Here is a 26,908-nt window from a genome sequence, read left to right on the forward strand (position 1 = left end):
GTAATTTTTGTATCAAAAAGGTAGTTACATTTCTGAGTATTTATGCCCATTATCTAATACAGCAAACAAGCATAAACCTCAGTGTAGACGGGGTTTTTAGGTAGGATTAACGATCAATATAAAAGCGCTGTAACGTGCCTTGTTCTAACCGATAAACCGCATTCATTTTGTCTAAAGCGGTCCTTCGGTGGCTAATCATCAATAAGGTTTTGTTGGCAGCAAAATTCAGTAACAGCGAAAGGATATCGCGCTCGGTGCGCTTATCTAGCCCTTCGGTAGGCTCGTCAAGTAGCAACAATGGCGCATCGCGCAGTAACGCTCTGGCCACCCCAATACGGCGCTGCTCACCACCCGATAATTGTCGGCCGCCCTCACCTATCCACATATCCAGCGGTTTGTCTCCTTGCAACAATCCCTCAAGCCCGACTTGCTGCAAAACAGAAATAAAGCGCTCATCATGGGCTTTTTTGGGTTCACCTGCCTGATAAGGTAACGCCAGCGCCAAGTTTTCACGCAAGGTACCCGCCAACAAATAAATCCGTTGGCTAACAAGGGTTATCGACGCCCGAAGTTCGGCTTCGCTATAGTTGCTAAGGGAATGACCATCAAGGGTTATATCGCCTTGTTGTGCCTCCCACTCTCGCGTGATCAGGCTTAGCAGGCTCGACTTACCACAACCAGTTGCACCCAGTATTGCCACCTTGTCGCCGGCATCTAGAGTTAAGTTTACCCCTTGTAAAATGGGTGCCTGCGGCTGATAAGCAAAATGCACATTGTGTAATGTTAGCGCACCCGTGTTGGCTTTTAATGTACTTTGCTCGTTAAAAGTTACCGCTGGTGTTTGCTCGGTGATATCGGTAACGCGCTGCGCGGCGAGCAAGGTGCTAGACAAATGCTGAAACGCACCAGCTATGGGCATCATCATTTCAAGGCTGGCCATCGTAGCAAATACCATTAACGCCATTAACGGTCCTGGCGGCGTTGCATCCCCCACGCCTTGGCTAGCTAAATACAACATCAGTATCACAGCACTGCCATTGACTAAAATCAACATGGCCTGGCTTAAGCCAGTAATATTAGCCATGGCAGTTTGCTGATCAAACAGCCTAATTTGGGCTTGCTCAAGTTTAGCTAAATAACGTTTATTTGCCGCAAATAAACTGAGCTCTGCCTGCCCCTGTATGACATCGAGTAACATCACACGGTATTGCTGTTTCGCATCAATCAATGCCCGTCCAGGTGCGTTGCCAAGTAGGTAAAACACCACAGGCAACACACACCAGGTTAACAATAAAACACTGCATAAACTCAAGGCTAAGCCAACATCAAACCAGACTAAAAAAGCAAACAAGCACGCAATCATCATGAATGACGCCACTAAAGGTGTCAGCAAGCGTAAATACAAATGATCTAAGGTGTCGATATCGGCAACTAGGCGATTTAATAAATCCCCTTTACGCAAGCCTTGAATATTCGCTGCACTAAGCGGCAACAACTTTTGCCATGCCCATACGCGCAATTGAGTAAGCAGCTTAAATGTGGCTTCGTGGGTGGCTAAACGCTCACCATAACGACTGGCAGTGCGGGCAATAGAAAAAAACCTCACCCCGCCTGCCGGGGTAAAAAAGTTAAACGCTTGCGCGGTTGCAACCGATAAGCCCGCCACAGCCGCTGCCGATAAAAACCAGCCCGATAATGACAATAACCCAATGCCAGTCAGTAACGTGGTAAAGGTTAATATTAACCCGACCAACATCATTAACCATTGGCGACGAAACAAGGCTAAAAATGGCACTAATACTCGTAATGATGTGCTACGCGTTGATATCGTATGTGCTGCAGTTTGAGGCGAGTCAGTTTGACGTGAGGGTTGCTCAGTTGAGTGATTCATTAGCACACCTCCTGCTGCTGATTAAGCATTTGCGTTAACAAGCCATCGCAGCCAAGTAACTCACTCACCTCACCTTGCTGAACAATAAGGCCTTTATCCATCACCAACACCTTATCCATTGCACTTAAATCGTCTAACCTATGGGTAACAGTTAATCCACTCGCTCCTTGCATGGCAGATTGCAGTGACGCCAACACAAATTGTTCGCTTTGTGCATCTAAACTGGCAGTCGGCTCATCGAGTAAAAACAATTTTGCCGGCTGTGCTAAAGCACGCGCTAACGCTATGCGCTGGGCTTGCCCAACAGAGACCCCCGCACTTTGATCGCTTATCATCAGGTCTAGCCCTTGGGCATGTTGAATAACAAAATCGCTAATATTGGCTTGCTCAAGCAGCGCCATAATTTGAGGGTCGGTTAATTGCGGATTTGCTAGGGCAACGTTATCGCGCACCGTACCATGAAACAACTGTGGGCCTTGGCCAAGCCAAGCTAAATGGCGGCGCCAGTCGCTTAATGCAATGCTCGACAAGGCTAGTTGATTAATATTAAGGCAGCCTTTATAAGGCAAAAAGCCGAGTAAGGCATTGAGCAAACTGGTTTTACCCGCACCACTTGGGCCAACAATCGCCCAGTGTTCACCTGCGGGAAGTGTAAATGAAATCGGCCCTAATAAGCGCTGCCCCTCAAGGCTAAACACCTCAAGGTCAACCGCTTCAATACTGATGGCATCGGCGGTAAATGGCACTTTAAATTGGCTGTTATCAGGTGCTTTGTGGCCTTCAACCTGGTAGTCGAGTAATTCAACTAAGGTTTCAGCAGCTCCAATAGCTTGTGCTTTGGCATGGTAATGGGTGCCTAAATCACGCAGTGGCTGAAAAAACTCGGGCGCTAAAATGAGTACAAACATGCCAGTAAATAAACTAATGCCAACACCGTAATGACCAAAATCTAAATGGTCTAAATAGCTAAAGCCAAAGTACACCGCCAGCACCGCAATCGACACTGCAGCAAAAAACTCTAACACTGCAGAGCTTAAAAACGCTAAGCGCAACACCGACATAGTACGGCTACGAAAATCTTCTGATGCCGTTTCTATATTGCTAAGTTCGGCGTCACCACGGTGAAATAGCTTAACGGTTTGTAAGCCTTTTAAGCGGTCCATAAAATGACCACTTAAACGCGCTAACGCCTTTACATTTTTACGGCTTGCGTCGGCCGCGCCCATGCCCACTAAAATCATAAACATTGGGATTAAGGGCGCTGTGGCTAATAAGATAATCCCAGCGGCCCAATTGAGTGGAAACACACACACTAAAATAAGCAAAGGGATAAAGCCGGCTAACATCATTTGCGGCACATATTTGGCGTAATAGTCGTGTAAATCTTCAACCTGTTCAAACACTAAACTCGCCCAGGCACCAGCAGGTTTTCCCTTAATAAACACCGGCCCTAACTCAACCAGTTTATTCAATACCGCGTGGCGAATATCACTGCGTAAACGTTTAGCTGCCTCAAAACTCACCCGTTCACGCACTTGTGCTAATGCCGCGCGCAATAGCAGTAAACCAGCAAGCGCGATAAATTCAATATTCGAGGCCTGCATGGGCATATTTTGCATAATCACTTGCTGCAAAATACGGGCAATACAATAAGCCTGCCCAATAATGGCAACGCCATTAAGTAACCCAAATAAAATTGATAATTTAAGAAAAACACCACAAGCAACCTGCTGACTTTTTAGCCACTGAGTTAATGATTTTTCTAACGACTTATCCATAACGCTCCGCAGTGATTCTTGACACCCTAAATTTGCTCTGCAGTATCGCAGCACTGGGCGTGTGATAACACCTTAAACAGTGTAAATGTTAACTGATTCACATTTTGCTAATAGACTCTTAGTTAAAGCTTAAATCAAGCTGAAACTACAACAGGTAAGGTTCATTCGAGGGGGTATGACCGTATTTAACCAGCACATGCCATAGCAATTTTAAATCTTGCAGCTTTTTAGTATGTGCACCTCGTTCGCTCCAAGAGGTGGGTTGTTTTTGCAGTTGATATGCCGCCCGGCCAATAATGTCTGCATTAAGGATTTCATCTTCAGCGATGCTTTTTGCTAAAGCGGGCATCACCGGGCCTCTAAAATCATCTGGCACGTCAGCGATGTGCATTTGCCTGCCATTGTGCCAATGCAGTTCAATGTCGTATTCATCACAAAGTGCCATTAAAGAATCGCCAATCTTGCTGCCATTAAAAGAGGGATCGGCCACTAACATTGCAATGTCTTTATCTAACGACACATCACCATGGATTTGCGCTTCAATGTAATGATCTAAATTACCACTTGTTTTGCTGTCAAAACGCGACGTCACCGGATCGGTTAAGTGCTGGCTAAAGTGAGAAATTAACTTACTCGGTTTAAGGCCCGCACAACCTAGGGCATACTGGCGCTCAAAACTTTCACTCATTAATGCGGCGAGAATCGCATCAAAACATTTAATGGTGCCCTTTTCTTTAGGTAAACGATACGAGTCCATATAACTAAAGGTACAACGAGATAATATTTGCGAGTGAGTGATAAAATAGCAACTGCCAAAGCGCGGCGCGGGCCCTAACGGGCATAAACCAAAATCCAGCGCACCGTATTTAGGCCGATGCTTAATACCAGAATAGCTATTACCAAATAATTGATTTTCCCAATGATCGCGCGAGCCGCCAAGCTCAGGCGATAAATGCCCATTAGACACATGGGTTTCAAATTGGCTTTTATACACTCCATCGCGCAATAAACCATCAATAACACTCAAGCCACGATTGTCAATTCGGTCGGGATGAAAATGCAACGCCACTCGGCTGTGACTAGATAGTTGACGCATGGCCAACTGCAACTCAAGGGTAGAAATGTTTGACATTAACAGCACATTTTTGATCACAGCATGAGCATGCTCTCGCTGCTCATAGGCCGATTTCTCGATATGTGATAGTGCCGTTAACTTCATCAGTGGGTAATACCTTAACGTTCAATAACCTCAGCTAAGTTGCTGAATGTAGGTTGTCATTTTATTGTATGTAATAAGTTGAGTTTTAGCACTGATCGAGGCCTCAAGATTAACACTATTTCATTCTAACTCACTATATTAACCTCAGCTCTGGATAACAAACGCCTTTCAAGCAGTCCTTTGCCTTCCTCACTGCGTTGAATTAACTTGCAATAGGCTAGCTATTGACGCGTTAATTCGCCTTGTTAGCAAAACAAATCACAAGCTTGACAGTGGATTTTAGTCAATCTATTGATTTATATCGTTATCAATACATCTCTTATCCAGAGTTGAGGTTATATTATCAACTCGCTCACCTATCTGAGTGCTTAAAAAAGCACAACACAAGGTTGTTATACCCAATCAACCTGAAGATACGCGTTCAGCGAGAATTGATTGGCTTTTAGGCGCGGCGCTGATTTGATACATAGTTGTTCTACGTTGATAATCAGCAACAAAGTATAAAAGCCAATCAAACTCGCCCTTTGGGAACCGCTCATTACGCCCATTTCTTTGTTGAAAAGCCTAGAAAGGGAATGCCATTACGTCGACTTTTCGCCTCGAACTGAACGTAATGAGCGGTTCTGTACTGTGCATCTTCAGGTAGATTGGGTATTGTGCAAAATATGATTGTTTAATAGCACTTATAGCGGTTTTCAGGTAAGCTTCACGGCCGCCGTTTCTGGCTACCTTTCATTCAAAGCAACAATGTGTTGCCCAAAGAGATTTTTCTATGAGTTTTGCCTCACTTGGTCTGAATGCTGCGATTTTAAAAGCAGTTGAAAAACAAGGTTATGACACCCCATCTCCAATTCAAGCACAAGCCATTCCTGCAGTATTAGCCGGACAAGATGTCATGGCAGCAGCGCAAACCGGCACAGGAAAAACCGCAGGTTTTACCCTGCCAATCCTAGAATTATTGTCAAAGGGCAGCCGCGCTCAACGTGGTCAAGTACGCGCATTAGTATTAACACCAACACGTGAACTGGCCGCTCAGGTACAAGAAAGTGTAGCCACCTATGGTGTTAACTTGCCGTTAAAGTCAGCGGTGGTGTTTGGTGGTGTATCGATTGTTCCGCAACTTGCCGCACTGCGTAATGGCGTAGATATTTTAGTGGCAACCCCAGGACGCCTGCTCGACTTATGCCAACAAAAAGCGATTAGTTTTAGCAAATTAGAGATTTTAGTGTTAGACGAAGCCGACCGCATGTTAGACATGGGTTTTATTCGCGATATTAAAAAAGTATTAGCTTTACTGCCACCTAAACGTCAAAACTTGATGTTTTCGGCAACCTTCTCTGACGACATTCGCGAACTCGCCAAGGGATTAGTTAACAACCCGATTGAGATTTCGGTTACGCCACGTAATGCCACCGCCAATACGGTTACTCAATGCGTATACCCATTAGACAAAACCCGTAAGTCTATGGCATTAATCGAATTGATTAAAACCAATGACTGGAAGCAAGTATTGGTGTTTTCACGCACTAAACATGGCGCCAACCGTTTAGCTAAAAGTTTAGAAGCCGCCAACATTAAAGCCGCCGCTATTCATGGTAATAAAAGCCAAACAGCCCGTACTAAAGCGTTAGCTGACTTTAAAGCTGGCACTGTGCAAGTGATGGTAGCAACAGATATTGCTGCCCGCGGTATCGACATCGACCAACTGCCATTTGTGGTTAACTTTGACCTACCAAACGTACCTGAAGATTATGTTCATCGTATTGGTCGTACTGGGCGAGCCGGTGCAACGGGTCAAGCGGTATCGTTAGTTGGCCTTGAAGAAGTGAAATTACTGCACGATATTGAAAGATTAATTAAGCGCACCATTGAACGTAAGCAACTTGCCGGTTTTGAAGCGCCATTCACTATCCCTGAAGCCAGCAGCCGTTCAGGCGGGCATAAGGCCAATAGTGTTAAAAAGCCCAACCCCAACCGCAGCAAGCATGCACAACACGCCAATACTGCACAAGGTGATAAGCCTGCGCGTCAATATGACTCGCGTCAGCAAGCACGTAGCAAAGATGGCCAGCCACAAGGCGCTAACAAAGCAAAAGCGCCGGACAACAGAGCGCAAGCAATTGCTAATGGTAATAAACCGCCACAGCGTAACCGCCCACCACGTCGCAGTGGCACAGGCAGTGCAACCAATGTCGCCTCGACAAACAAAAGCACTGGCACGGGAGCCGCGTCAAAAGGCAGCACAAACCCATACGCCAATGCCAAAGTAAAAAGCTAAAGTTAAGCGACACCATTCTATTTGCTCAAATAGCAAACAGTTGCTTAACCCATAAAAAAACCGCTGAACAGTATTCAGCGGTTTTTTTGTTTAAACATCACTTACGATTACATAAACCAAGCTCGGTAATTACGCCCTTTTAACTTACCTTTATTGAGTTTATTAAGCGCTTGCTTCGACACCTTGCTAGTTACGGCAACATAAGCACGGAACTCAGTGACTTTGATTTTACCAATATCATTAAAATCTAAACCGTTATCGCCAGTTAATGCGCCCACAATATCGCCTGGGCGAATTTTTTGTTTTTTACCAGCATCGATTTGAATGGTGATCATCTCAGCCGCTTGTGGTTGCTTGTTCAAGGCACTCATTGGCGGTAAGGTTTCACTCACAATATCTTTACCCATGGCTTCTTCAATCATGGCCATTTTGTAACCGTCATCTTCACCAATAAACGTGTAAGCAGCGCCCGAGCTACCCGCACGACCAGTACGGCCAATACGGTGAATATGCACCTCGGTATCGTAAGCAATGTGGTAGTTAAATACCGCATCTAATTCATCAATGTCTAAACCACGTGCCGCCACATCGGTTGCCACCAAAATACGCGCACTGCGGTTAGCAAATTGCAGCAGCATTTGATCGCGATCGCGCTGCTCTAAATCACCATGCAATGCCAGCACACTAAAACCAAACTCGGCTAAAGTGTCGGCCACTTGCTGGGTTTCGCGCTTAGTATTACAAAACACCACCGAACTTCGCGGTTGCTTATCAAGCAATAACAATCGCAACGCCTCAAGACGCGCTTTGTTGTCATCAACTCGGTAAAAGTGTTGTTCAATGGTTAAGTTGTCATGCTTTTGTTCAACTTTTACCATCACTGGGTTATACATTATTTGATCAGCAATCGATTTGATTTGCTCAGGGAATGTCGCGCTAAATAAAAGAGTTTGGCGCTCACGCGGCGCGGCAGCAATAATTTGGTCAATATGCTGCTGAAAGCCCATCTCTAACATGCGATCGGCTTCGTCTAAAATCAGCATGTTCATATTGCTTAAATCTAAGCGGTTACGATCTAAATGATCAACAATACGCCCAGGGGTACCAACAATAATATGCGCGCCATGCTCAAGTGAGCCGACTTGTGGCCCCATGGGTACCCCACCGCATAAGGTTAATACCTTGATATTGTGGATGCCGCGAGCCAGTGTACGAATTTCTTCAGCAACTTGGTCAGCAAGTTCACGCGTTGGGCATAACACCATGGTTTGAATACGAAAGCGCTTTACATCAAGCTTATTGAGTAAACCTAAGCCAAACGCTGCCGTTTTACCTGAACCCGTTTTTGCTTGGCCAATTACGTCTTCACCGGCCAAAATAGGCGGTAAGCTTTCAGCCTGGATTTGAGTCATCGATTCAAAACCCATGGTTTGTAGGTTTTCAAGCAATTCAGTTTTTAAATTAAGTGATGCAAAAGCCGTATTAACGGCAGGTTCGGTAGACTGACTCAAGGCGAATATCCTCTGATATCGAAAGCTAAAAAGCACGCAAATGCTGCACAAACAAATTAGCCAAGGTGATTCATCTGTGCGCAGTGACTCTGCACATCAAATTGTCCTTGGCCATATACGCGCTATTGTAGCAATTTTCTTCAGCTTTGGCTGACAATTCTTTCGCTCAAACAGGGATATTTTACGATTAGTTAGCTATTCAATCTGGCCAAAAAGCCCTTGCTGATAATCTCGCACGGCTTGGTCTATTTCGGCTTGAGTATTCATCACAAAAGGCCCCATTTGCACAATAGACTCATTGATAGGATTACCGGCTAAAATCAACAAACCAGCGCCATTTGATTCTGTCTGAAAATGGCACAGTTCAAGTGCATCTAGTACCAACAATTGCCCCGCACCTGCAGACTCACGCAAACCTTGAGCGTCAACATAATGCAGCTCACCTTGATAAAGATATACACACACGGTGTGAAAGCGCTCAAGGTTAACAATACCATGACCATCTGGCGCTAACGATACATCAGCAATTGCTCCGTTACCTGCGAGTTTTTCAATGGTTGCGGTTATTTCATCTGGGTTGTGATTAAAGCCCCAACTGCCCGCCAGCGCATGCAGTGTAGCACCATGCTCATTGACTATTTTAGGGTTTGCTTTATCGCAACTGTCTTGATAAATCGGTGCACGCATTTTGTCTTTAGCTGGCATATTGAGCCAAATTTGAAAGCCATGCAGTCCTTCTTTTGCATCCGCGAGTGGCATTTCAGAATGCACCACTCCGCGTCCAGTACTCATCCACTGTACATCACCAGCACGTATGGCTTTAACATTGCCCATTTGATCGCGATGCTCAAAGCCACCTTTACGGATATAGGTAAAGGTTTCAACACCACGATGAGGATGTGGTGGAAAACCACCAATAAAGTCTTGCTCATCGTCAGATTTGATCTCATCAATCATTAAATAAGGATCAAAACGTAACTGTTTAAAATCGCTTACACGGTTAATGTTGACCCCATCACCGTCCATTGCAGGCAACGCACTAAAACGCTGTAACACTTTCATATAAAACCCAATGAACAATCAAATAATAGTGACAGTTTAGCAGTCAGCTAATTGGATAAATATTGCATAATAGTGCTATTTTCTTTCGATTAAATCGATAAGTTGACGCCACAAGAACGTTGAATTGAAGGGCTTATCAAGATGCAGGCGATGGCAAACATGAAAGACAATATCGGTTTATTGCGCTAATGGTGTGTACCAGGTAACAGTAAACAACAACAAAAACCGTATAATCAACCTCAGCTCTGGATAACAAACGCCTTTCAAGCAGTCCTTTGCCTTCCTCACTGCGTTGAATTAACTTGCAATAGGCTAGCTATTGACGCGTTAATTCGCCTTGTTAGCAAAACAAATCACAAGCTTGACAGTGGATTTTAGTCAATCTATTGATTTATATCGTTATCAATACATCTCTTATCCAGAGTTGAGGTTAATCAGTTAACTCACCATAGTAGGGTAAAAATGTGCTAACCAAAATTTTTATTACCTTGTTCATTGTTATTGGCGCTGTAGTGTATTTACGACGTGGACGAGGCAAAAAAGTCCCCCTAGCTAACGATAACAGGGAACAGCCGCCCTTAAGAAGCAAGGTCGTTATTTATTCTACAATTGCACTTTCAATGCTGGTAACGGCCGGTTATTGGTGCTGGAGTTGGTATGACGATAACACTGTGGTTCAAGTGACTATTTCATCTCCCATTGAAGCCATGACGGCGAGTTATCAGGTGCGCAAAAAAGACATTAAAGAGCAACGCATAACCACTATAGATGGCATACAAATTCGCTTATCTAGCCAAGAGCGGTTAACCGTTAAGCCGTTAGCAACCCCGTAGCGTTAAAAACAACGCACCGTTATAGGGTCTGTTGATCTTTCAAGGTTATTTTTGCAGAAAATTGTTGGTCTTTTATACAAGGCAGAGACTTTGAAGTGTAGTTATTCTACATAAAAAGTCGATAACGCAGTAAAAATGACCAACAAACGCTGCCCACAGGGTTAGGCTAAAAACGTTTTACTCTTTGTTGAATAGATTTTGCTTAGGTGGCTAGGCTTCAATCCATTCGCCTCGATTAAAACGTTTTTAACTCGAACAAAATTCAACCAGCAAAGATCAACAGACCCTAGGTGCAATGTGTTAGCAAAGGAACTTTACTTTCTATTAACAATCAAAGGTGACAAGGGAAATTAAAACGATATTGACGCTAAATGACTGGCATTAAAACAAGTAAAGAAGGCACAAACAGGCAGATTGACCATCACGCTCAACAGTATTTAGCTAGGTCATTATTATATGCGCTAGTCATGCATAGCATTCTTATTGTGCTTATAGGGTGGTTTTGGCAAAAAGACAGCAAACAACGAATGGCCTTACAGCCGCCGCAGGTTAAGCATACCGCAATAAAAAGTTACCTCATTACCTCGCAGCAATATCAATTAATGCAGCGCAATCACGAGCCACCAAAACAACTACCACCGCCTAACCCCATCCCCCCCCAAACCCCAGCAGAGGTCGACAAAGCGCCATTATTAACAAGCGCTCCCCATACCTTAACGCCTAATAACAAACCCAAAGCGTCCACACTCAAAAAAGAGAGTAAACACGATACCTCTAGCCACGCAATCAATACGGCAACCTCTGTTCTTCAAGCTACCAGTCAATATATGCGACAACATGACAATCAACAGTTTGAACAGCTCATTGGCGAGCAAACCGCATTAAAAAATATGCCTATAGGAACAATGAGCGAAATGGATGCACCATTAGACTTTATTGAGTTAACACCCCAACTAGATACTAGCCAGCCTCATACGTTGAACCATAAATTAGACCCAAATAGAATTGTGAAACAAGGCGATTATTGTTACAGAGTAGTCAACTTGGCAACGCAAGTTAATCCCCATGGGTGGGGATTAGGGTTTGCCGAGTTTTGTGGAGAAGATAAACAAAAACAGCAGCTCACTGAAGCCATCAATAACAGAATGAGTCAAGTTAACAAGGCACATATCACTGAGCCATAAAACTATATAAACAGTATCTTAGCGACTCACTTATGATGAACCGCTAAGTTTGGCCACAACGGCATCATCTGCGACAATAGCTTGCTCACCTGCCGCGGTTACCACTTTATTTCGGCCCGTCAACTTAGCTTGATATAAACGAGCATCCGCCGTTTTATAAATGTGTGAAAAACGATCGCCGTCCTCAGGCCATCGAGACACTCCGACACTGATGCTCAGACTGATATGACATCCATCAACAACTACAACCTCGCTAATCAAGTGACGTAATCGTTCGGCAATGTCTTCGGCCTGCTGCGCACTGGTATTTGGCACTAATACACAAAATTCCTCACCGCCTAAACGAAAAGCCCAGTCGCTTTTACGACGGACTTGGTTAAGAATACGCGACACCTCAACAAGGACTTTATCACCCACATCATGACCGTACTGATCATTAACCCGTTTAAAATGGTCAAGGTCAATCAATAATACCGACACAGACTGATTCAGCTCCAGCAACCCTTCACATAACTTTTCAAAGATAGAATCTAACAATAAGCGATTATTTAAACCTGTTAATGGGTCAAGCGACGCTATTTTTTGTAAGCGCTCTACCGCCTCTGCGCGTTTATATTCGTAACTAAAAGATAACGCCCAAATCGCGGCCAAACACAACACAATATTGGCAATAGTGATAGGGTAAATCTTGGCAATATTGTATATCAAGGCATACATCAAAATCGCAATACCTGTCAGCATATACACACAGGTATAAATGGTCCCAAGCCTAATACCAAGCAGCAGATATGACAAAACAGGCACAATAAACAGCCAAGTAAACAAACCCGAATTGAACGAGGCGCTATAAATACCAATAAGAATGACCGTATACAGGGCAAATAAAAAAATACAGCACCACAGGGTTAAATGGGTTGTGCGTTTATGAATAGCGAGTATACCAATACACAAAAAAACGACGGCCAACTCAACTATTGCATACACTTGGTGACCATTGAACCAGTTATTAACAACAAAAATACCGCCCGCAATAATGATTACAATTAACACCGCCTTTAATACGGTTCGACGATACTCAAGTTCCGTTGCCCATAAATTTGGGATGATCATTAATTTAGTTTTCCTGTATTAAGTCACAGCGTCCTAATTAGCAAAATAGAAGATGACCATGATTTAAATAAGTTTTATATGATAACCAAAGACTAGTATAGAGTGTTCAAACACGCTAGATAACTTGTTCAATGTTATCTAAACACGCTAAAAATCATCACTTTTATTGATGATGTTGAGTGTACTCAATCCTTTTTATCCCCCAAAGTTAACGCTTTACACCAGCTTAGGGTTATTCAGCGGTTTCAATCATGGCAAGCTACGCTCAGCAAAAAAAGAGTCAAAACTCAACAGGCCATAGATACACACAAACCACCAACCATAAAAGCGCACAAATTAGAGATACGCACAAATGCGCTAATGCGGCCCAGCCTATTATTCACTTAGCGCTAAATAACCCACTTTAGCAGTGCTAAAAAGTAACATTAAACACCAAATTTTCGGGGAAAATAGCGATAAAGCCCTTAAACCGTGCACTTATCATTAATACCAATCAGCACAAAAAATGCGATCATGCTGACTGGTTAACATCACTTATCACTTCGTTAGACATTTTGTGGTAGAACAACGACTTTGCTGCAATTTATGCCTTGTTATATCGATATTTTCAAGGTGATTTCCGATCACTTAGTTATCTTAATTGGTATCATTAGCGATTACGATTATTTGCGAACCGGATCGCTTTTTATAAAACAAAACTGCATCTACATGCGTTATTGTGTTAAATTTAAAACTCAGAGTTCTATTTTTTTGATATTGAGAGGCCGCTATGGCACATCGTTGGCAAATTGCAATTTCTGCAGGCTTATTAGCGTCGGTTTGGGCAGGTCTTGCGGATGTTCTTCATCTTGTCACCTGGGTTGGTTTTTTGGGCTGTAGCACTTTTTTTGCTCAAACAAATACAGGTGTAAAAGGGATGCTCATGGCAATGACGACAAACCTTTCAGGTGTATTCTGGGGATGGTTAATTATTGCAGGCAGTAGCACACTAGGATCGCCAATCATAAGTTATGCGCTAACCGGCATTGTAACGGCCTTTATGTGTCTGCAAGCCAGTAATAAAAACTTTGCGTTTATTCCTGGCACCTTTATTGGCTGCTGTATCACATTTGCACTTAACGCAGATCTCGCCGCGATTATCCCACCATTAATGATAGGCGCAGTACTTGGTTACAGCATGAGCTTACTAACCAGCCTGCTCATTTACTTCACAGACAAAACAGCAGCATCGATAAAAGATGATGCCGTGAAAGAAATGTAACCACTACTTTAGAGCACAAATTGCCTATATTAACCTCAGCTCTGGATAACAAACGCCTTTCAAGCAGTCCTTTGCCTTCCTCACTGCGTTGAATTAACTTGCAATAGGCTAGCTATTGACGCGTTAATTCGCCTTGTTAGCAAAACAAATCACAAGCTTGACAGTGGATTTTAGTCAATCTATTGATTTATATCGTTATCAATACATCTCTTATCCAGAGTTGAGGTTATATTACCTAAGCCGATGAACATATCGGCTTTTTTTATATGGCTAAAAATGTTTCTTGGCTAAAACAAAACTCACTATAAAAACTCAGCCAGATATGACCTTGAAAAAAGCCACACATGTCTCGGCTTTGGCCTCCTGCGTCGCTCTACCAACTCAATCCATTGAGTCTAAGTGATATGATATTTACAGGAATAACAAACGTCAGGCAGCACTCTTTTTTTAGAAATCGTACTAAATATGCGTTTGCATGCTGTAGCGACTAAAAGCGCGATGATTTGACAGCTAAATGACAGACGAAGTAGATGAATTTGTTGATTGACCATCTTGGACACTAAAGGTAGTTGACAGCCAAAGTAGTCAAATACCTTATCTTAACAATCAAGATCGCCTATTGACTGGCAGAAGGCTCATATGTGTTAGCTGTGTTTTTTTGAATGTGCACGATAAAAGCCTGACATAAGAAAACATAAAGTTGCTGGGACAAATAATGCTGAAAATTGATACTTAGAATAAAAAAATGCACCTACTGTACCGCCAAATACAAAACCTGAAATGATAAAAAGGAATAGCTTTAGCTTGCGCTTATCAAGTGCCTCACCTCTTAAGATAGCACCAAACATTATACCTAAATCAGTGAATATGCCGGTCACATGAGTTGTTCGAATGATTGCGCCACTATATGTTGTTGCTAGCGCATTTTGAAGGCCGCAGGCTGCTGATGCGAAAAAATGCCCATAATATGAACTTGAAATTAAAAAGAATGCAGATATAAGCAATAAAATTGACTCAATAAATAGTGCTGTATCGTAGTGCCTACCAAGTTTTAAAGTTGAACCATGTACTAAATAACCTGCAGTACAAGCTCCCAGTAAAAAAGAAAATAAAATACCAATTAAATGAAAGATCTTTTGGAATGAGTAAGTCAGAACCTCTGTGCCGAGTAAAGTTGCGGTGCCAGATAGATGTGATACAGATTGATGCTGAAAACCAAGAAGACCGATGGCGTTAACAAAGCCTGCAATTAAGGCTAATACGAACGCTCCAAGCTCTACCCATTTTGGTAATTGTGAAATCAATACTCGGACTCTCCAATACAGCTAACGCTTTGCTCACCGGCGACCACTGCGGAGTGTAGCAATTTGTTATGCAATGTTAACCTTGAAACTCGAATCGAAGTTGAGTTTGTCGATAAACTTTAGCATTTCTTCCAACTCTTCATTTTCAACATGGGAAATGCTCAATTTATAAGACCTTTGTAACGCGGAAATAACAACGATTTCTTCTTTTATTGCAATTTCCTTGAGCAAGTTATTTTCCAGGTATTCATCACCTTCCATTGAAACCTGTACGCCCCGCTCATACTCTGACAATAGCACCTCTAAGGCTGGCGTTCTTTGAAGAATGAGACTTTTCACGCCGCACTCATCATCATCCAACGCAAATGACAATACCAAGTCCTGCTCTTCATCTTCAACGCCTATAAATTGAACTCTATCCATAGCTTCCCACCAACAATCTTGGGTGTCGTGTTAAAATTAAGCCACCCATTTTTTGAACAAATAACATAACTCGTTTTCATGGCTTTGGCGAGGGTTACGAACGATGTAAACAGCTCATCAATTTTTATCGATATGACTAAAATATAATCGTTAAATGAGTGATTTATGTGTCATCTAAGAAATTTAGCACAGCAGAAAAACTTGATAGCTATCAAGTGTTAGAAAAATTTTAATTTGATTGGGGATGATGACTTAAGCGCACAGCCAGCGCTGACAATTTGCCGCGCCTTGTCGTCGTTTTCGCTCTAAATGCTCACAATATTCAGTTAAGGCAGGTAGCGCTCCGACTGCACCTTTAAATAATGCACCAAACTCTGTAGTGATTTTAAGCCAATTCTCTGCGGGGATGTTTAGCCTATTCAGTATGTCCTGACTGCTTGAGCTAATGGCACCACGCTTATCTTCTCGAATAATTCGACCGGTATCTTCAACCAGTACAATGTAATCTTTAACGCTGAACATGAGTCCGTTAGGCATATTGAGCCTTTCATTTCCCACAAACGGTAACAGCTCTCGTGGTTGCTCACCTTTCATTGCTGAATTTATTCGACGTTGAATACTGGTGTAATCTGAGGTTTCAGGGGTTGTGGCCATCTTGGCGCGGATAGGACTTTCTATTAAATAAAGAGTAATCTACATAGGCCATACAGGCTAATACTGCAGCTTCATCGAGTAGTGCTTGAGATTTGAAACGTCCTTCCCACAAATTTATTGGGAATCAATTTGAACAGCTTTAGCTGGCCCGAAGGGTGAGCGCCATGGATGGCAGCGAATAGAATCGGCCTGTGCACTTATCTTCTTTATTGGCCATTCTGGCTATAGGCTCACTGAGTGAGCGCATAAACCAACTGATATCAATTAAGCGTTTACGGTATTCAGTAATGCATTCATTAACCGTTTGAAGTTCAAACTGGTTAAGGTCTTCCTCTTTAAGGTATTTGTGCGTGAGTAACGTACCTTTAAAGCCCTTGTGCCATTGAATGAGCACTTCTTTATCTGACCACTGCTTCGCTTTGTCAGCATCAACCTTTAACACCACATGTAAGTGATTACTCCCTGTTCATTACAAAGAATGCATAAGCACAAATGTCGATGGCAAAGATGGTCGCTAACTCAAGAATGCGTGAATCAACCCATTCACGCCGATGCTCAAAGTTCTCACCTGTTGAATTATCAATTCCGCACAAGAATGCCTTACGCACCACACGAGAACAGCAGTGGTAACTTTCTATTTACAAGAGCAGGCGTATCTTCCAGGCTAACGATTGTCTGTCTTGGTCTGGCCATCTTCAAGTACCATTTGGAAAGGGTAAATAAAGCCTAGTTCGGTGTTGAATATTTAGCCAGCTGGAATGGGTGGCCATGTTATTTTCTTATTCACTTGTTATATGTACTTTGTTAAATCAATTTCTTTGGTTCTTCCGCAAACCACATTATGAAACTGCACCCCTTACATGATAACAATGATGCACTGTCATTTGCCCAATCTAAATTGAGAAAAGTCATACCAGCAGTATTTAATTGAGCACTTCCCAATTCGAAATGACTATGACCGCAGTGAATACATTTAGCCTTTACACCATTAATTTGATACTCATCAGAATTAACAGCGTTCATTGCGCCTTTAAGGCCTTTGCCCAGTTTAGAAATTAATGACATTTAAAACCTCCATGTACATATAACGCCCGCATAACGGGCAAAAATACGTAGGCTACAATTACGAGCGAAGCGAGGGAGCCTACGTGTTTTTGTCCCCAGCGAGCGCAGCGAGTGGTTAATGCGTTTGTTATAAGCCGTATTAAATACAATCTAGTTGCACATAACAACCGGTAACCAAAGCAAAAAATGGCCATAAAAAACAATTAATAAATGCTAAGAAAGCAGAAATCACATGACGTGTATTGGCACTATTTCTTTGCGTAAGCCACGTTAAAAAATGACATACGATAATTGGAACTACAAATACTATTACGCTGAAGCTTATGAGGGCTATTTGCTTTGTCTCTCGCGCGTACATTGATGATGAGGAAAAATATGAGTAGAGAAATCCCAAAAGCAACCCTACTAACGACAAAACGAGTGCCGCTCTGTTTCCGTACCGACTGATTACATAGTAATGAAGTTCAATCCATAAAAATGTACAAATAAATAAGCTTATAAATAATATTGCCAAACTCAAATTCCCTGTGGCTTATAACGCCCCGCGCATGCGCGCGAACTTGTGAGCGTCGCAAGGGCCGAAGGCCCTGAATGACGCGGTTTGTTAACTGCCTTTACCAACATTACGCTTTTCCATGTAAGCACACAAACCGACAGCGTTTAAATCTGTAGATTTTTGCAAACCTGCAAATACGCCCTTTTGATCTTCTAGTTTACGATGTTGCCCCAATTTTTCCTTTGCTTGTATTTCGTCGATAACAATTTTAAAACCGACAACACCGTTACGAAGCTTTAACTGATAATCAGCAGGCATAATTTCAGGATTATTTAGCAGCTCAGGTTCATATTTAACAATTAGGTCAGCCATAGCCTGCTGATTTTCATTGTCATCAAGGATAGTGAGGTAACCATAACAATGAACAGCCGAATAATTCCAAGTGGGAACCGCTGGTTTAGTTACATACCAACTTGGAGAAATATAGGCATGTGGCCCTTGGAAAATGACGAGCACCCTCTGATTCTCAGCGATTTGCCAGTGCAGATTTGATTTTGCAAAATGACCAAATAACAAACCAAACCCTTCATCATTCGGTTCATAAATAAGTGGCAAGTGCGTTGCAGTAAGATCAGCACTAATGAGAGTTCCAAAGCCATTTTCAGCAATTAGCTCGCTGATTATTAATGGGTCTTTTACTTCAAGATTCTTGGGTATATACATAATTCTCTATCGCGATAGCAGTTAACGCTAAGCTTTGGGGCGCTAGCACGTGGGCTAAAATCCGAACGAAGTGAGTCAGCCCACGTGTTAGCGTCCCAGCGACCGAAGGGAGTGCCAACAGCGTTTTGTTAGGCGTACAACTGAAAGTACGCAGCTTTGCTGCTACCACTAGCCAAATAGACCGCGTGTTTAAATTATTGGAATTAAGATAAAACAACCCTGGGCGAAAAGCCAGATGTTAACGGAAATGCTGGATAAAAGAACGAGTTTAGACAGCAAGCGGTGCTGAATGTTGGCGTTACTATGTTGATGAAAAGCGCGTTGCTAAAGCCGTTGAAACTACCGAAAAAGTAAGCTGCAAAGACAACCTAGCGAAACAGCCTTGATGGTGTAATGTCACGGATGAGCCTACTTTTTAATGCTGTAAGTAAATGACGCCTAACGCTAAGCTAACGGGCACAGACGTGCGGCGAGAATGGCGAAGCCGCCGCGTGTTTGTGTCCCAGTGACCAAAGGGAGCGAGTTAAGCGCCTTGTTATGCCGCGTTTTTTGCATGTTTTACACTGTTGATAAAGTTGTCCGGTGAGTTTACACCTAAATACACGTCCGTTTTTCCGTTTATAGGCGAACAGAGTTTTATTGCAACATTTGGAACACCAGAATAGTTGAATCGTTTGACGTTGCTTGAGCGTTTCACAAACGCATTGTTTGGGCATATTTCTGAAACATTGCTCAGTGGAATTGTAAAGGGCGCATACACCCCGTAGCGAATGATTAAATTATTCCCATGAATTGAAACAGGCCGCTTGCCGACGGCTTTGTATTCTGCAAAGAAAAATACCAACCCAAACAAAGTAAGTCCCGTTGCAATGTTTGCTGCAGTACTTGACCATAAAAAGTGAAGGAGCAGATGAACGAGAGGAATTTCGATAACGATAAGTAGAATAAAACCTAAAAGGTTACTGTGAGCGCCATCCTTTTTATCGTAGTAAAAATGCTGATTGCCGCGATAAGCGCTACTTTGTATTTGGGACGCAAAAAGTGCAAAGCTCCAAACGCGTCCTTCGAGTGAAAGGATTGAGCTGAACAAAGAGGAGCCAAAAACTTTTTCGATAGGATTAGCGACCGCTAAATCTGGATCTTCTTTTTTCGCAAGCGAAGCGCGAACGGCTAAGCATACTGTAACCAGTGCTGAAAGCTCTAAAACAAGAATAATGGCCAACACAAAATAACGACCACTTTCGAGAAAATGGAAAATAATTTTGTTTTGTTCGGGAATGATAAAGCTTCCAATGTATACAGAGGTGCAACATAAAATGGCCGCTTTCAATAACGCTTTTTGTTTATCTGATTCGCAAAGGAAGCACAAGATTGGAAGCACCAAGAGAGCGTCAAGCATAAACAGCCACTCATGTTTCGCGTTTCCGTATTCGTTGAGAGCGTTTGATGATGCGTAATAATACCCCCACCAAATCGATATAAGGGTTAAAAACGCTAGTGGGATTTTGCTTTTAATACTCGGTTTCATAACATCCTTTGAGCGGCATAACGCCTCCTACAGAGGCAAGGAACTTGCCCTATGTTAGGGCTTGTTATACACATTTTAATTTAAGAGGGAGTAGAAGTATGACCAATTTTTATATTTTTAATATAGAGCAGGGTGAAGATTCAACAATTGTCACCCTACCACAATCACTAGTAGAGCAAGTTAAGACTGAAAATCCTGAACTACTTCAGCATAAATGTATTGAATGTCTTTCTGAGGAAGAGTACATGCTTCGTACTGAAGGTCTCCGTGGACGACAAATGAATTATGTATTTGCTTAACACTTGTAATTTTCATTCCATCTTCGAAGCTAGGGTGATTTCTTAGGTGAGTATTTATAAGGTCAATTATTGATTGTGGGTATTTTATTTCCATGATTAATATTCCTTGAGGTTACTTTTTGTGTATAACGCTTATTGAAGGGCTTGCCCGATAATGTCGGCCCTTTAACTTATTGATTACTAACATCCTACATTTACTATCTTATTGTTGTAAAGCAGTTTTATTTGACTTCATTTACAAATAAAAACGGGCTTGCGCGTTAAAAGTGGACTCAATATTAAAAATAAAATTAAAACATATTTATTTCATACTGTTAAAGAATGTATGGGTTATTTTTCATACTACTTTGGTTTACTTATTAGCCAACCCGCTTGAAAACACGCCAAAACCCATTATAACTGTATAGATATACAGTTTAGGTGGCGTAAAGGGGGAAGTGATGGCGGGATCGGGATATATCGAAGCGATTCGACAACAAATTCGAGTGAGGCATTACAGTTATCAAACTGAAAAATCATACCTTTATTGGAACCGTTATTTTATAAGATATTTTAAATTTACTGCTGCAAAACAAATTTTACCTACACACATTGAACAGTTTTTATGTTTTTTAGCAAACGAACGGCGTGTTTCCAGCAGCACACAACAGCAAGCCCTTTGCGCCCTTGTTTTTGCGTTTAAACATGTACTCGCCATCGATACCGACAATTTGCAGTTCCCGTATGCAAAAGCGCCGACTCGAATTCCGCAGGTTTTAAATGATGTAGAGGCCAAACAAGTTATTGACCAATTACACGGTAAATACCAACTGATTGGCTGTTTATTATATGGCGCGGGGTTAAGATTAACTGAAGCTTTAAGTATTCGGCTTAAGGATATCGATTTTGACAATCGAACTCTTTTTGTATTTAGAGGTAAAGGTAAAAAAGATAGAGTTTGTATTTTACCTAAAATGACCATTGACCCCATACAGCAGCAGATCTGCCACGTACGAGAAACTCATGCTAACGATTTGTCTCAGGGATTAGGGATGGCTTCTTTACCTCCTAGCTTACTCAAAAAGTTTGGCACAAGCGCCAAACAATTACATTGGCAATATCTTTTCCCTTCGATTCACTGTGTGTCACATCCTGTTAATGATTATATATGCAGACATCATATTGACCCAACAACCTTTCGAAAAGCATTAAAAAAAGCAGTTCAGAAAACCGATATCACTAAACGCATTACCGCCCATACTTTCAGGCATTCTTTTGCAACAAACTTACTGAGGCGTGGTCATGATATAAGAACCGTGCAGGAATTGCTTGGCCATAATGATGTAAAAACAACTCAAATCTATACTCATGTTGCAGGTTTACACCAAACAGGCGTACAAAGCCCAATGGATTACAGTTAAAAGAGATCATTAGCCCGCCTATGAATAAGCCTACAAGGTAAATATTTTCTAAACACCACCCACAAAAAAGGCCCTTGCGAGCCCTTTATCAATGCTTTTTGTGCTTGATATGTATTAACTTCGCAAACCAATCCCGCGAGATATAAGATAATAAGCCACAAACCATAAGCTGGCACAAAAGCCCACCATAATAGCGATAGATAACGGCACGCTAAGATCGGCAAAACCTAAAAAACCGTAACGGAATACGTTGATCATATACACCACAGGATTTAACCCCGATACGCCTTGCCAAAAGTCTGGTAATAACGATAACGAGTAAAATACCCCGCCTAAATAAGTTAGCGGTGTCAAAATAAACGTTGGGATAATGCTAATGTCGTCAAAACTTTTGGCAAATACCGCGTTGATTAACCCGCCTAGCGAAAACAGCACTGAGGTTAAAAATACCGTAAGTATGACTAAGCCGACATGGTGCAGAGTGATGTTCACAAACAGCATGGCCACAACAGTTACAATTAAACCCACACACAAACCACGGGCGACACCGCCACCAACATAACCGGCAATTAACACGTAATGCGGTACTGGCGCGACCATGATTTCTTCAATGTTGCGTTGAAACTTGGCGCTGTAAAACGACGATGCCACATTAGAATATGAGTTGGTGATAACTGACATCATGATTAAACCTGGGGCAATAAACTCCATGTAGCTTACGCCGCCCATTTCCCCAATACGGCTGCCGACTAAATTACCAAAAATAAGAAAATACAAGGTCATGGTAATGGCTGGCGGCACTAAGGTTTGTACCCAAATACGGGTAAAGCGATTAATTTCTTTGGTTAAAATGCTTTTAAAAGCCACAAAATACAGGTGATTCATTATTTTGACTCCTTGGCTTTTTCGACCAGTTCTACAAACAACTCTTCTAGGCGATTGGCTTTGTTGCGCATTGATAACACCTCAATGTGAGCCGCGCTCAATTGAGCAAATAGGTCATTCATATTGTGCGATTTTGCCACGTCTACTTCTAGCGTATGGCTGTCTGTTAAGCGGCAATTCATATTAGCCAATTGCGGCGCTGTCTCTAGGTCGTGGCGTAAATCCAATATAAAGGTTTCGACATCAAGCTTGCTGAGCAGGGCTTTCATGGTGGTACATTCCACCAGCAAACCGGTGTCAATGATACCAATGGTGCGGCACAGCATTTCGGCTTCTTCAAGGTAGTGAGTGGTTAAAATAATGGTCACGCCCTGTTGATTGATTTGTTTTAAAAAGTCCCACATTGAACGGCGCAGCTCAATGTCTACCCCTGCGGTCGGTTCATCTAAAATAAGCAGTTTGGGCTCGTGCATTAATGCGCGGGCTATCATTAAACGGCGTTTCATACCGCCCGATAACTCACGAGCTTGGGCGTGACGTTTTTGCCATAAATCAAGTTGGGTTAAATATTTTTCGGCGCGTTGCAATGCCACATCTTTAGGCACACCGTAATACCCTGCCTGGTTAACCACAATCTGTTGTACCGTTTCAAACTGGTTAAAGTTAAACTCTTGCGGCACTAGCCCGATGCATAATTTGGCTTGTTCAAGCTGTTTATCAATGTCAAAACCAAATACCGATACCGAGCCAGAGGTTTTTTGCACTAACGAGCTAATAATGCCGATGGTGGTCGACTTGCCTGCGCCATTAGGGCCAAGCAGGGCAAAAAAGTCGCCCTGCTTTACCGTTAAACTGATCGATTTAACCGCTTGCACGCCGCCTTTATAGGTTTTTTTAAGGTTTTCGATCACCAATGCATTGTTGGTGTTACTCATTGTCATACCTCTAATCCATGAATTGCGTATTAAACACTTATTATTACGTACTGCTAAAGACATTATAAAAATGAAAAGGACGCAAAAATCTGTAGACACTTAAAACAAAACTCCCGCCTATAGCGGGAGTCTATACCAGTGGTTGTGTTAATCTAATGGCACCACTTTAGCGATGTAAGGCAAGTTACGATACTGCTCTGCGTAGTCAATTCCGTAGCCCACAATAAACTCATCAGGAATAGTAATACCGATAAAGTCGACTGGCACCTCAACTTCGCGGCGCTCTGGTTTGTCGAGTAAGGTGCATAGCGCTAAGCTTTTTGGGTCACGCAGCAGTAGCATTTCGCGTACTTTATTTAAGGTGTTGCCTGAGTCGATAAGGTCTTCAACAATCAGCACATCGCGGCCTGCAATGTCAGACTGTACGTCTTTAAGCACTTTAACATCGCGTGAGCTGTTCATGCTATTACCGTAGCTAGACACAGACATAAAATCGATTTCGACATGACCTTTAATACGACGACACAAATCGGCCATAAACACGACAGAGCCTTTTAACAGGCCAACCATTAATAAGCGCTCGCTGTTGGCATAATGTGGATTAATACGCTCAGCTAGCTGGTCTAACGTTTTATTGATTTCTTGTTCAGAAATCATCATTTCAATTGTGTGCTTCATAAATATCTCAATTGTCGATGTCGTTTGGCTGGGTGTGTCCGTATCCCCAGCGACTCGTTAAGTCGTGCTCAATCCCCAAATGGTCGAGGATTCGGGAAACCATGAAGTTTACCAGATCTTCTACCGATTGGGGATTATGATAAAAGCCTGGTGCGGCTGGCATTATGGTGGCGCCATGACGAGTAAGGCTTAGCATATGCTCTAAGTGTATGGCGCTAAACGGAGTTTCTCGCGGAACAAGAATTAATTGCCCTCGCTCTTTTAATACCACGTCTGCTGCTCTTTCGAGCAAATTATTGCTCATACCTGTTGCCACTGCCGCTAACGTACCGGTTGAGCATGGGCAAATCACCATTTGTTTAGGTGCTGCACTGCCCGACGCGGGCGGCGAAAACCACTCATCTTTACCCAATACCACTAGCTCACCGTTAAGTGGGGCATCGGGGTTATCAAGCTGTTCAAGCAATTGTGCTTTAGCTTTGTCTGGGTTGGCACTGAGCTGTAAACCATGTTCGGTGGCCAATACCACTCTTGCGGCACTCGAAATCATTAAAAACACTTGGTAGTCATTAGCCAACAAGCATTCAAGTAGCTTAATACCATACGGCGCGCCCGAGGCACCGGTCCAGGCAAGACTTATTGCTTTGGCTTTTTTGGCGTAGGCCATCTTGTATCCTCTAGAGCTGTAGCCATTATGCTAAAGCCTTAATGATTTTTTGATGTATACCATTAAAGCCACCATTACTCATAATCACCACGGTGTCGCCTGCTTGGGCGGTATTGGCTACGTTAGTAATAATGTCTTCAATGCTGTGATATACAGTCACTGGAATGGGGGCATTGGTCATGCTGGCGTTTATGTCCCAACCGATATTGTCTGCCTGATACAAATAAGCCACGTCTGCCAGTGCCATTGAATTGGCAAGAGTGTCTTTATGCACACCGCTTTTCATGGTATTTGAGCGCGGCTCAAGCACGACAATAATCTTCCCTGCGCCATTGGCATCCACACCCACTTTGGCACGTAAACCCTGTAAGGTGGTGGCAATCGCTGTGGGATGGTGAGCAAAATCGTCATACACTGCTACACCGTTAACCGTATCGAGTAATTCTAAACGACGTTTTGGCGGGCTAAATTGCGCTAATGCCTCAATAGCATGGCCAGGTGCTACACCCACATGGCGTGCTGCGGCAATCGCCATGATGGCGTTTTCAATATTATGCTGGCCAATGAGTGCCCAATGTAATATGCCTTGGGACTCACCATTAAATAGCACTTCAAACTCGTGACCATCGTCAGCAATGGTACGTGCAAACCAGCCACTCGGTTCAGTTGTTGTAGGCTGTTTAGAATAGGTTTCTTGCTCGCTCCAGCAGCCCATATCAATCACTTGTTTAACCGCATCAACGTCGCGTGGCCAAATCACTTTTCCCTCGCTCGGTACGGTACGAATAACATGATTAAATTGACGTTGAATGGCTGCCAGATCGGCAAAAATATCGGCATGATCAAACTCTAAATTATTGATCACCAAAGTGCGCGGGTGGTAATGCACAAACTTAGAACGTTTATCAAAAAAAGCGCTGTCGTATTCGTCGGCTTCAACCACAAAAAACGGTGAGTTGCCTAGGCGGGCCGATACGCCAAAGTTTTGCGGTACACCGCCAATTAAAAACCCTGGTTCGTAACCGCAGTATTCCAAAATCCAGGCAAGCATGCTTGAGGTCGAGGTTTTGCCATGGGTGCCCGACACCGCCAACACCCATCTGTTAGGTAAAATATATTCAGATAAGAATTGCGGCCCAGACGTGTATTTCATGCCGCGATTTAACACCGCTTCTACACAAGGATTACCACGGCTCATAGCATTACCAATCACCACGAGGTCGGGTTGGTTCTCACCTTCTTTGCCCAATTGGATTGGGTCAAAACCTTGAATTAACTCAATACCTTGTTGCTCAAGCTGAGTGCTCATCGGTGGGTAAACGTTAGCATCGCTGCCGGTCACTTTATGGCCCATTGCGCGGGCAAGTAAGGCTAATCCGCCCATAAAAGTGCCGCAAATCCCTAAAATGTGTACGTGCATGATTTCACTCTACTGATCCATTATATGGCGCTTATTCTAATCTATTGCGCCAGTGAATGTCAGTTAACAATTATTGAGAATCATCAATAGCATTAGGGCGAATATAAAAAGAAAAATAGCCCCATACTGAGTACGGTAGTAAGCAGGGTATTGCGGGTAACATAAGCCAACACCGTAGCCACCAGCGCACAGGTTAAGTAACCTGAGCTCGGGATAATAAATGCCTTTCAAACAGTCCTTTGCCCTGCTCACTGCGTTGAATCGACTTACAATAGGCTAGCTATTGACGCGTCAATTCGCCTTG

Annotated in this window: 22 protein-coding genes and 3 pseudogenes; 6 read left to right on the plus strand and 19 right to left on the minus strand. The window is 42.8% G+C overall.

Annotation, left to right across the window (positions count from 1 at the left end; genetic code table 11):
* Positions 1-106: 106 nt before the first annotated feature.
* The 3 genes from cydC to L2703_RS16970 form a co-directional block, all read right to left on the minus strand.
* A complete protein-coding gene (gene cydC, locus L2703_RS16960) occupies positions 107-1,891 on the minus strand; it encodes a heme ABC transporter ATP-binding protein/permease CydC (RefSeq protein WP_428848669.1) in 1,785 nt (594 codons plus the stop codon).
* Positions 1,891-3,669, minus strand: coding sequence for a heme ABC transporter permease/ATP-binding protein CydD (gene cydD, locus L2703_RS16965; RefSeq protein ID WP_248972253.1), 1,779 nt, complete (start codon positions 3,667-3,669; stop codon positions 1,891-1,893). The genes cydC and cydD overlap by 1 nt, the downstream gene beginning before the upstream one ends.
* A gap of 145 nt (positions 3,670-3,814) precedes the next feature.
* Positions 3,815-4,888, minus strand: coding sequence for a DUF3626 domain-containing protein (locus L2703_RS16970; RefSeq protein WP_248972254.1), 1,074 nt, complete (start codon positions 4,886-4,888; stop codon positions 3,815-3,817).
* Between the two features lie 772 nt (positions 4,889-5,660).
* Here L2703_RS16970 and L2703_RS16975 point away from each other — a divergent pair.
* On the plus strand, positions 5,661-7,166 hold the full coding sequence (locus tag L2703_RS16975; RefSeq protein WP_248972255.1) for a DEAD/DEAH box helicase: 1,506 nt from the start codon (positions 5,661-5,663) through the stop codon (positions 7,164-7,166).
* Between the two features lie 107 nt (positions 7,167-7,273).
* On the opposite strand, the gene dbpA is transcribed toward L2703_RS16975, so the two are convergent.
* Positions 7,274-8,677, minus strand: coding sequence for an ATP-dependent RNA helicase DbpA (dbpA, locus tag L2703_RS16980; RefSeq protein WP_248972256.1), 1,404 nt, complete (start codon positions 8,675-8,677; stop codon positions 7,274-7,276).
* A 195-nt stretch (positions 8,678-8,872) separates the two neighbouring features.
* Entirely contained in the window at positions 8,873-9,739 is an 867-nt protein-coding gene (locus tag L2703_RS16985) for a pirin family protein (protein WP_248972257.1), read from the minus strand.
* 464 nt (positions 9,740-10,203) lie between these two features.
* Between L2703_RS16985 and L2703_RS16990 the strand changes: the two genes are divergently transcribed.
* Positions 10,204-10,572, plus strand: a complete 369-nt coding sequence (locus tag L2703_RS16990) for a hypothetical protein (RefSeq protein ID WP_248972258.1) — start codon at positions 10,204-10,206, stop codon at positions 10,570-10,572.
* Between the two features lie 2 nt (positions 10,573-10,574).
* Here the strand turns inward: L2703_RS16990 and L2703_RS16995 are convergent.
* Positions 10,575-10,793: pseudogene (locus tag L2703_RS16995) on the minus strand (hypothetical protein).
* A gap of 150 nt (positions 10,794-10,943) precedes the next feature.
* On the opposite strand from L2703_RS16995, the gene L2703_RS17000 reads away from it, so the two are divergent.
* A complete protein-coding gene (locus tag L2703_RS17000) occupies positions 10,944-11,756 on the plus strand; it encodes a hypothetical protein (protein WP_248972259.1) in 813 nt (270 codons plus the stop codon).
* Between the two features lie 30 nt (positions 11,757-11,786).
* On the opposite strand, the gene L2703_RS17005 is transcribed toward L2703_RS17000, so the two are convergent.
* Positions 11,787-12,866: a GGDEF domain-containing protein gene (locus tag L2703_RS17005; RefSeq protein WP_248972260.1), complete on the minus strand. Its 1,080-nt coding sequence runs from the start codon at positions 12,864-12,866 to the stop codon at positions 11,787-11,789.
* Positions 12,867-13,635: 769 nt separating this feature from the next.
* Here L2703_RS17005 and L2703_RS17010 point away from each other — a divergent pair.
* Positions 13,636-14,127, plus strand: coding sequence for a DUF1097 domain-containing protein (locus L2703_RS17010; RefSeq protein ID WP_248972261.1), 492 nt, complete (start codon positions 13,636-13,638; stop codon positions 14,125-14,127).
* 644 nt (positions 14,128-14,771) lie between these two features.
* Here L2703_RS17010 and L2703_RS17015 read toward each other — a convergent pair.
* From L2703_RS17015 to L2703_RS17040, 6 genes and pseudogenes are all read right to left on the minus strand, one after another.
* Positions 14,772-15,431, minus strand: coding sequence for a YoaK family protein (locus L2703_RS17015; protein ID WP_248972262.1), 660 nt, complete (start codon positions 15,429-15,431; stop codon positions 14,772-14,774).
* A gap of 66 nt (positions 15,432-15,497) precedes the next feature.
* A complete protein-coding gene (locus L2703_RS17020; RefSeq protein ID WP_248972263.1) occupies positions 15,498-15,854 on the minus strand; it encodes a hypothetical protein in 357 nt (118 codons plus the stop codon).
* Between the two features lie 252 nt (positions 15,855-16,106).
* Positions 16,107-17,201 (minus strand): annotated as a pseudogene (locus L2703_RS17025) (transposase).
* 111 nt (positions 17,202-17,312) lie between these two features.
* A complete protein-coding gene (locus L2703_RS17030) occupies positions 17,313-17,573 on the minus strand; it encodes a hypothetical protein (protein WP_248972264.1) in 261 nt (86 codons plus the stop codon).
* Between the two features lie 604 nt (positions 17,574-18,177).
* Positions 18,178-18,792, minus strand: coding sequence for an FMN-binding negative transcriptional regulator (locus L2703_RS17035; RefSeq protein ID WP_248972265.1), 615 nt, complete (start codon positions 18,790-18,792; stop codon positions 18,178-18,180).
* A gap of 535 nt (positions 18,793-19,327) precedes the next feature.
* Positions 19,328-20,320, minus strand: coding sequence for a hypothetical protein (locus tag L2703_RS17040; RefSeq protein ID WP_248972266.1), 993 nt, complete (start codon positions 20,318-20,320; stop codon positions 19,328-19,330).
* 98 nt (positions 20,321-20,418) lie between these two features.
* Here L2703_RS17040 and L2703_RS17045 point away from each other — a divergent pair, with 98 nt between their 5' ends.
* Together L2703_RS17045 and L2703_RS17050 are read left to right on the plus strand one after the other, a co-directional pair.
* Positions 20,419-20,619, plus strand: coding sequence for a hypothetical protein (locus L2703_RS17045; protein WP_248972267.1), 201 nt, complete (start codon positions 20,419-20,421; stop codon positions 20,617-20,619).
* Positions 20,620-21,059: 440 nt separating this feature from the next.
* A complete protein-coding gene (locus L2703_RS17050; RefSeq protein WP_248972268.1) occupies positions 21,060-22,019 on the plus strand; it encodes an integron integrase in 960 nt (319 codons plus the stop codon).
* A 114-nt stretch (positions 22,020-22,133) separates the two neighbouring features.
* On the opposite strand, the gene L2703_RS17055 is transcribed toward L2703_RS17050, so the two are convergent.
* The 6 genes and pseudogenes from L2703_RS17055 to L2703_RS17080 all read right to left on the minus strand — a co-directional run.
* Positions 22,134-22,904: an ABC transporter permease gene (locus tag L2703_RS17055; protein ID WP_238106261.1), complete on the minus strand. Its 771-nt coding sequence runs from the start codon at positions 22,902-22,904 to the stop codon at positions 22,134-22,136.
* Complete coding sequence (locus L2703_RS17060) at positions 22,904-23,839, minus strand: ABC transporter ATP-binding protein (RefSeq protein ID WP_248972269.1); 936 nt, start codon at positions 23,837-23,839, stop codon at positions 22,904-22,906. Before L2703_RS17060 ends, L2703_RS17055 begins: the two co-directional genes overlap by 1 nt.
* Positions 23,840-23,986: 147 nt before the next feature.
* Positions 23,987-24,517, minus strand: a complete 531-nt coding sequence (gene hpt / locus L2703_RS17065; protein ID WP_248972270.1) for a hypoxanthine phosphoribosyltransferase — start codon at positions 24,515-24,517, stop codon at positions 23,987-23,989.
* A 7-nt stretch (positions 24,518-24,524) separates the two neighbouring features.
* Complete coding sequence (locus L2703_RS17070) at positions 24,525-25,184, minus strand: flavin prenyltransferase UbiX (protein ID WP_238106258.1); 660 nt, start codon at positions 25,182-25,184, stop codon at positions 24,525-24,527.
* A 25-nt stretch (positions 25,185-25,209) separates the two neighbouring features.
* On the minus strand, positions 25,210-26,604 hold the full coding sequence (gene mpl / locus L2703_RS17075; protein WP_248972271.1) for a UDP-N-acetylmuramate:L-alanyl-gamma-D-glutamyl-meso-diaminopimelate ligase: 1,395 nt from the start codon (positions 26,602-26,604) through the stop codon (positions 25,210-25,212).
* Positions 26,605-26,696: 92 nt separating this feature from the next.
* Positions 26,697-26,810, minus strand: a pseudogene (locus L2703_RS17080) (AzlD domain-containing protein); the annotation flags it as partial.
* Positions 26,811-26,908: the final 98 nt, after the last annotated feature.

The organism is Shewanella basaltis (assembly GCF_023283885.1).
GTDB lineage: Bacteria > Pseudomonadota > Gammaproteobacteria > Enterobacterales > Shewanellaceae > Shewanella > Shewanella basaltis.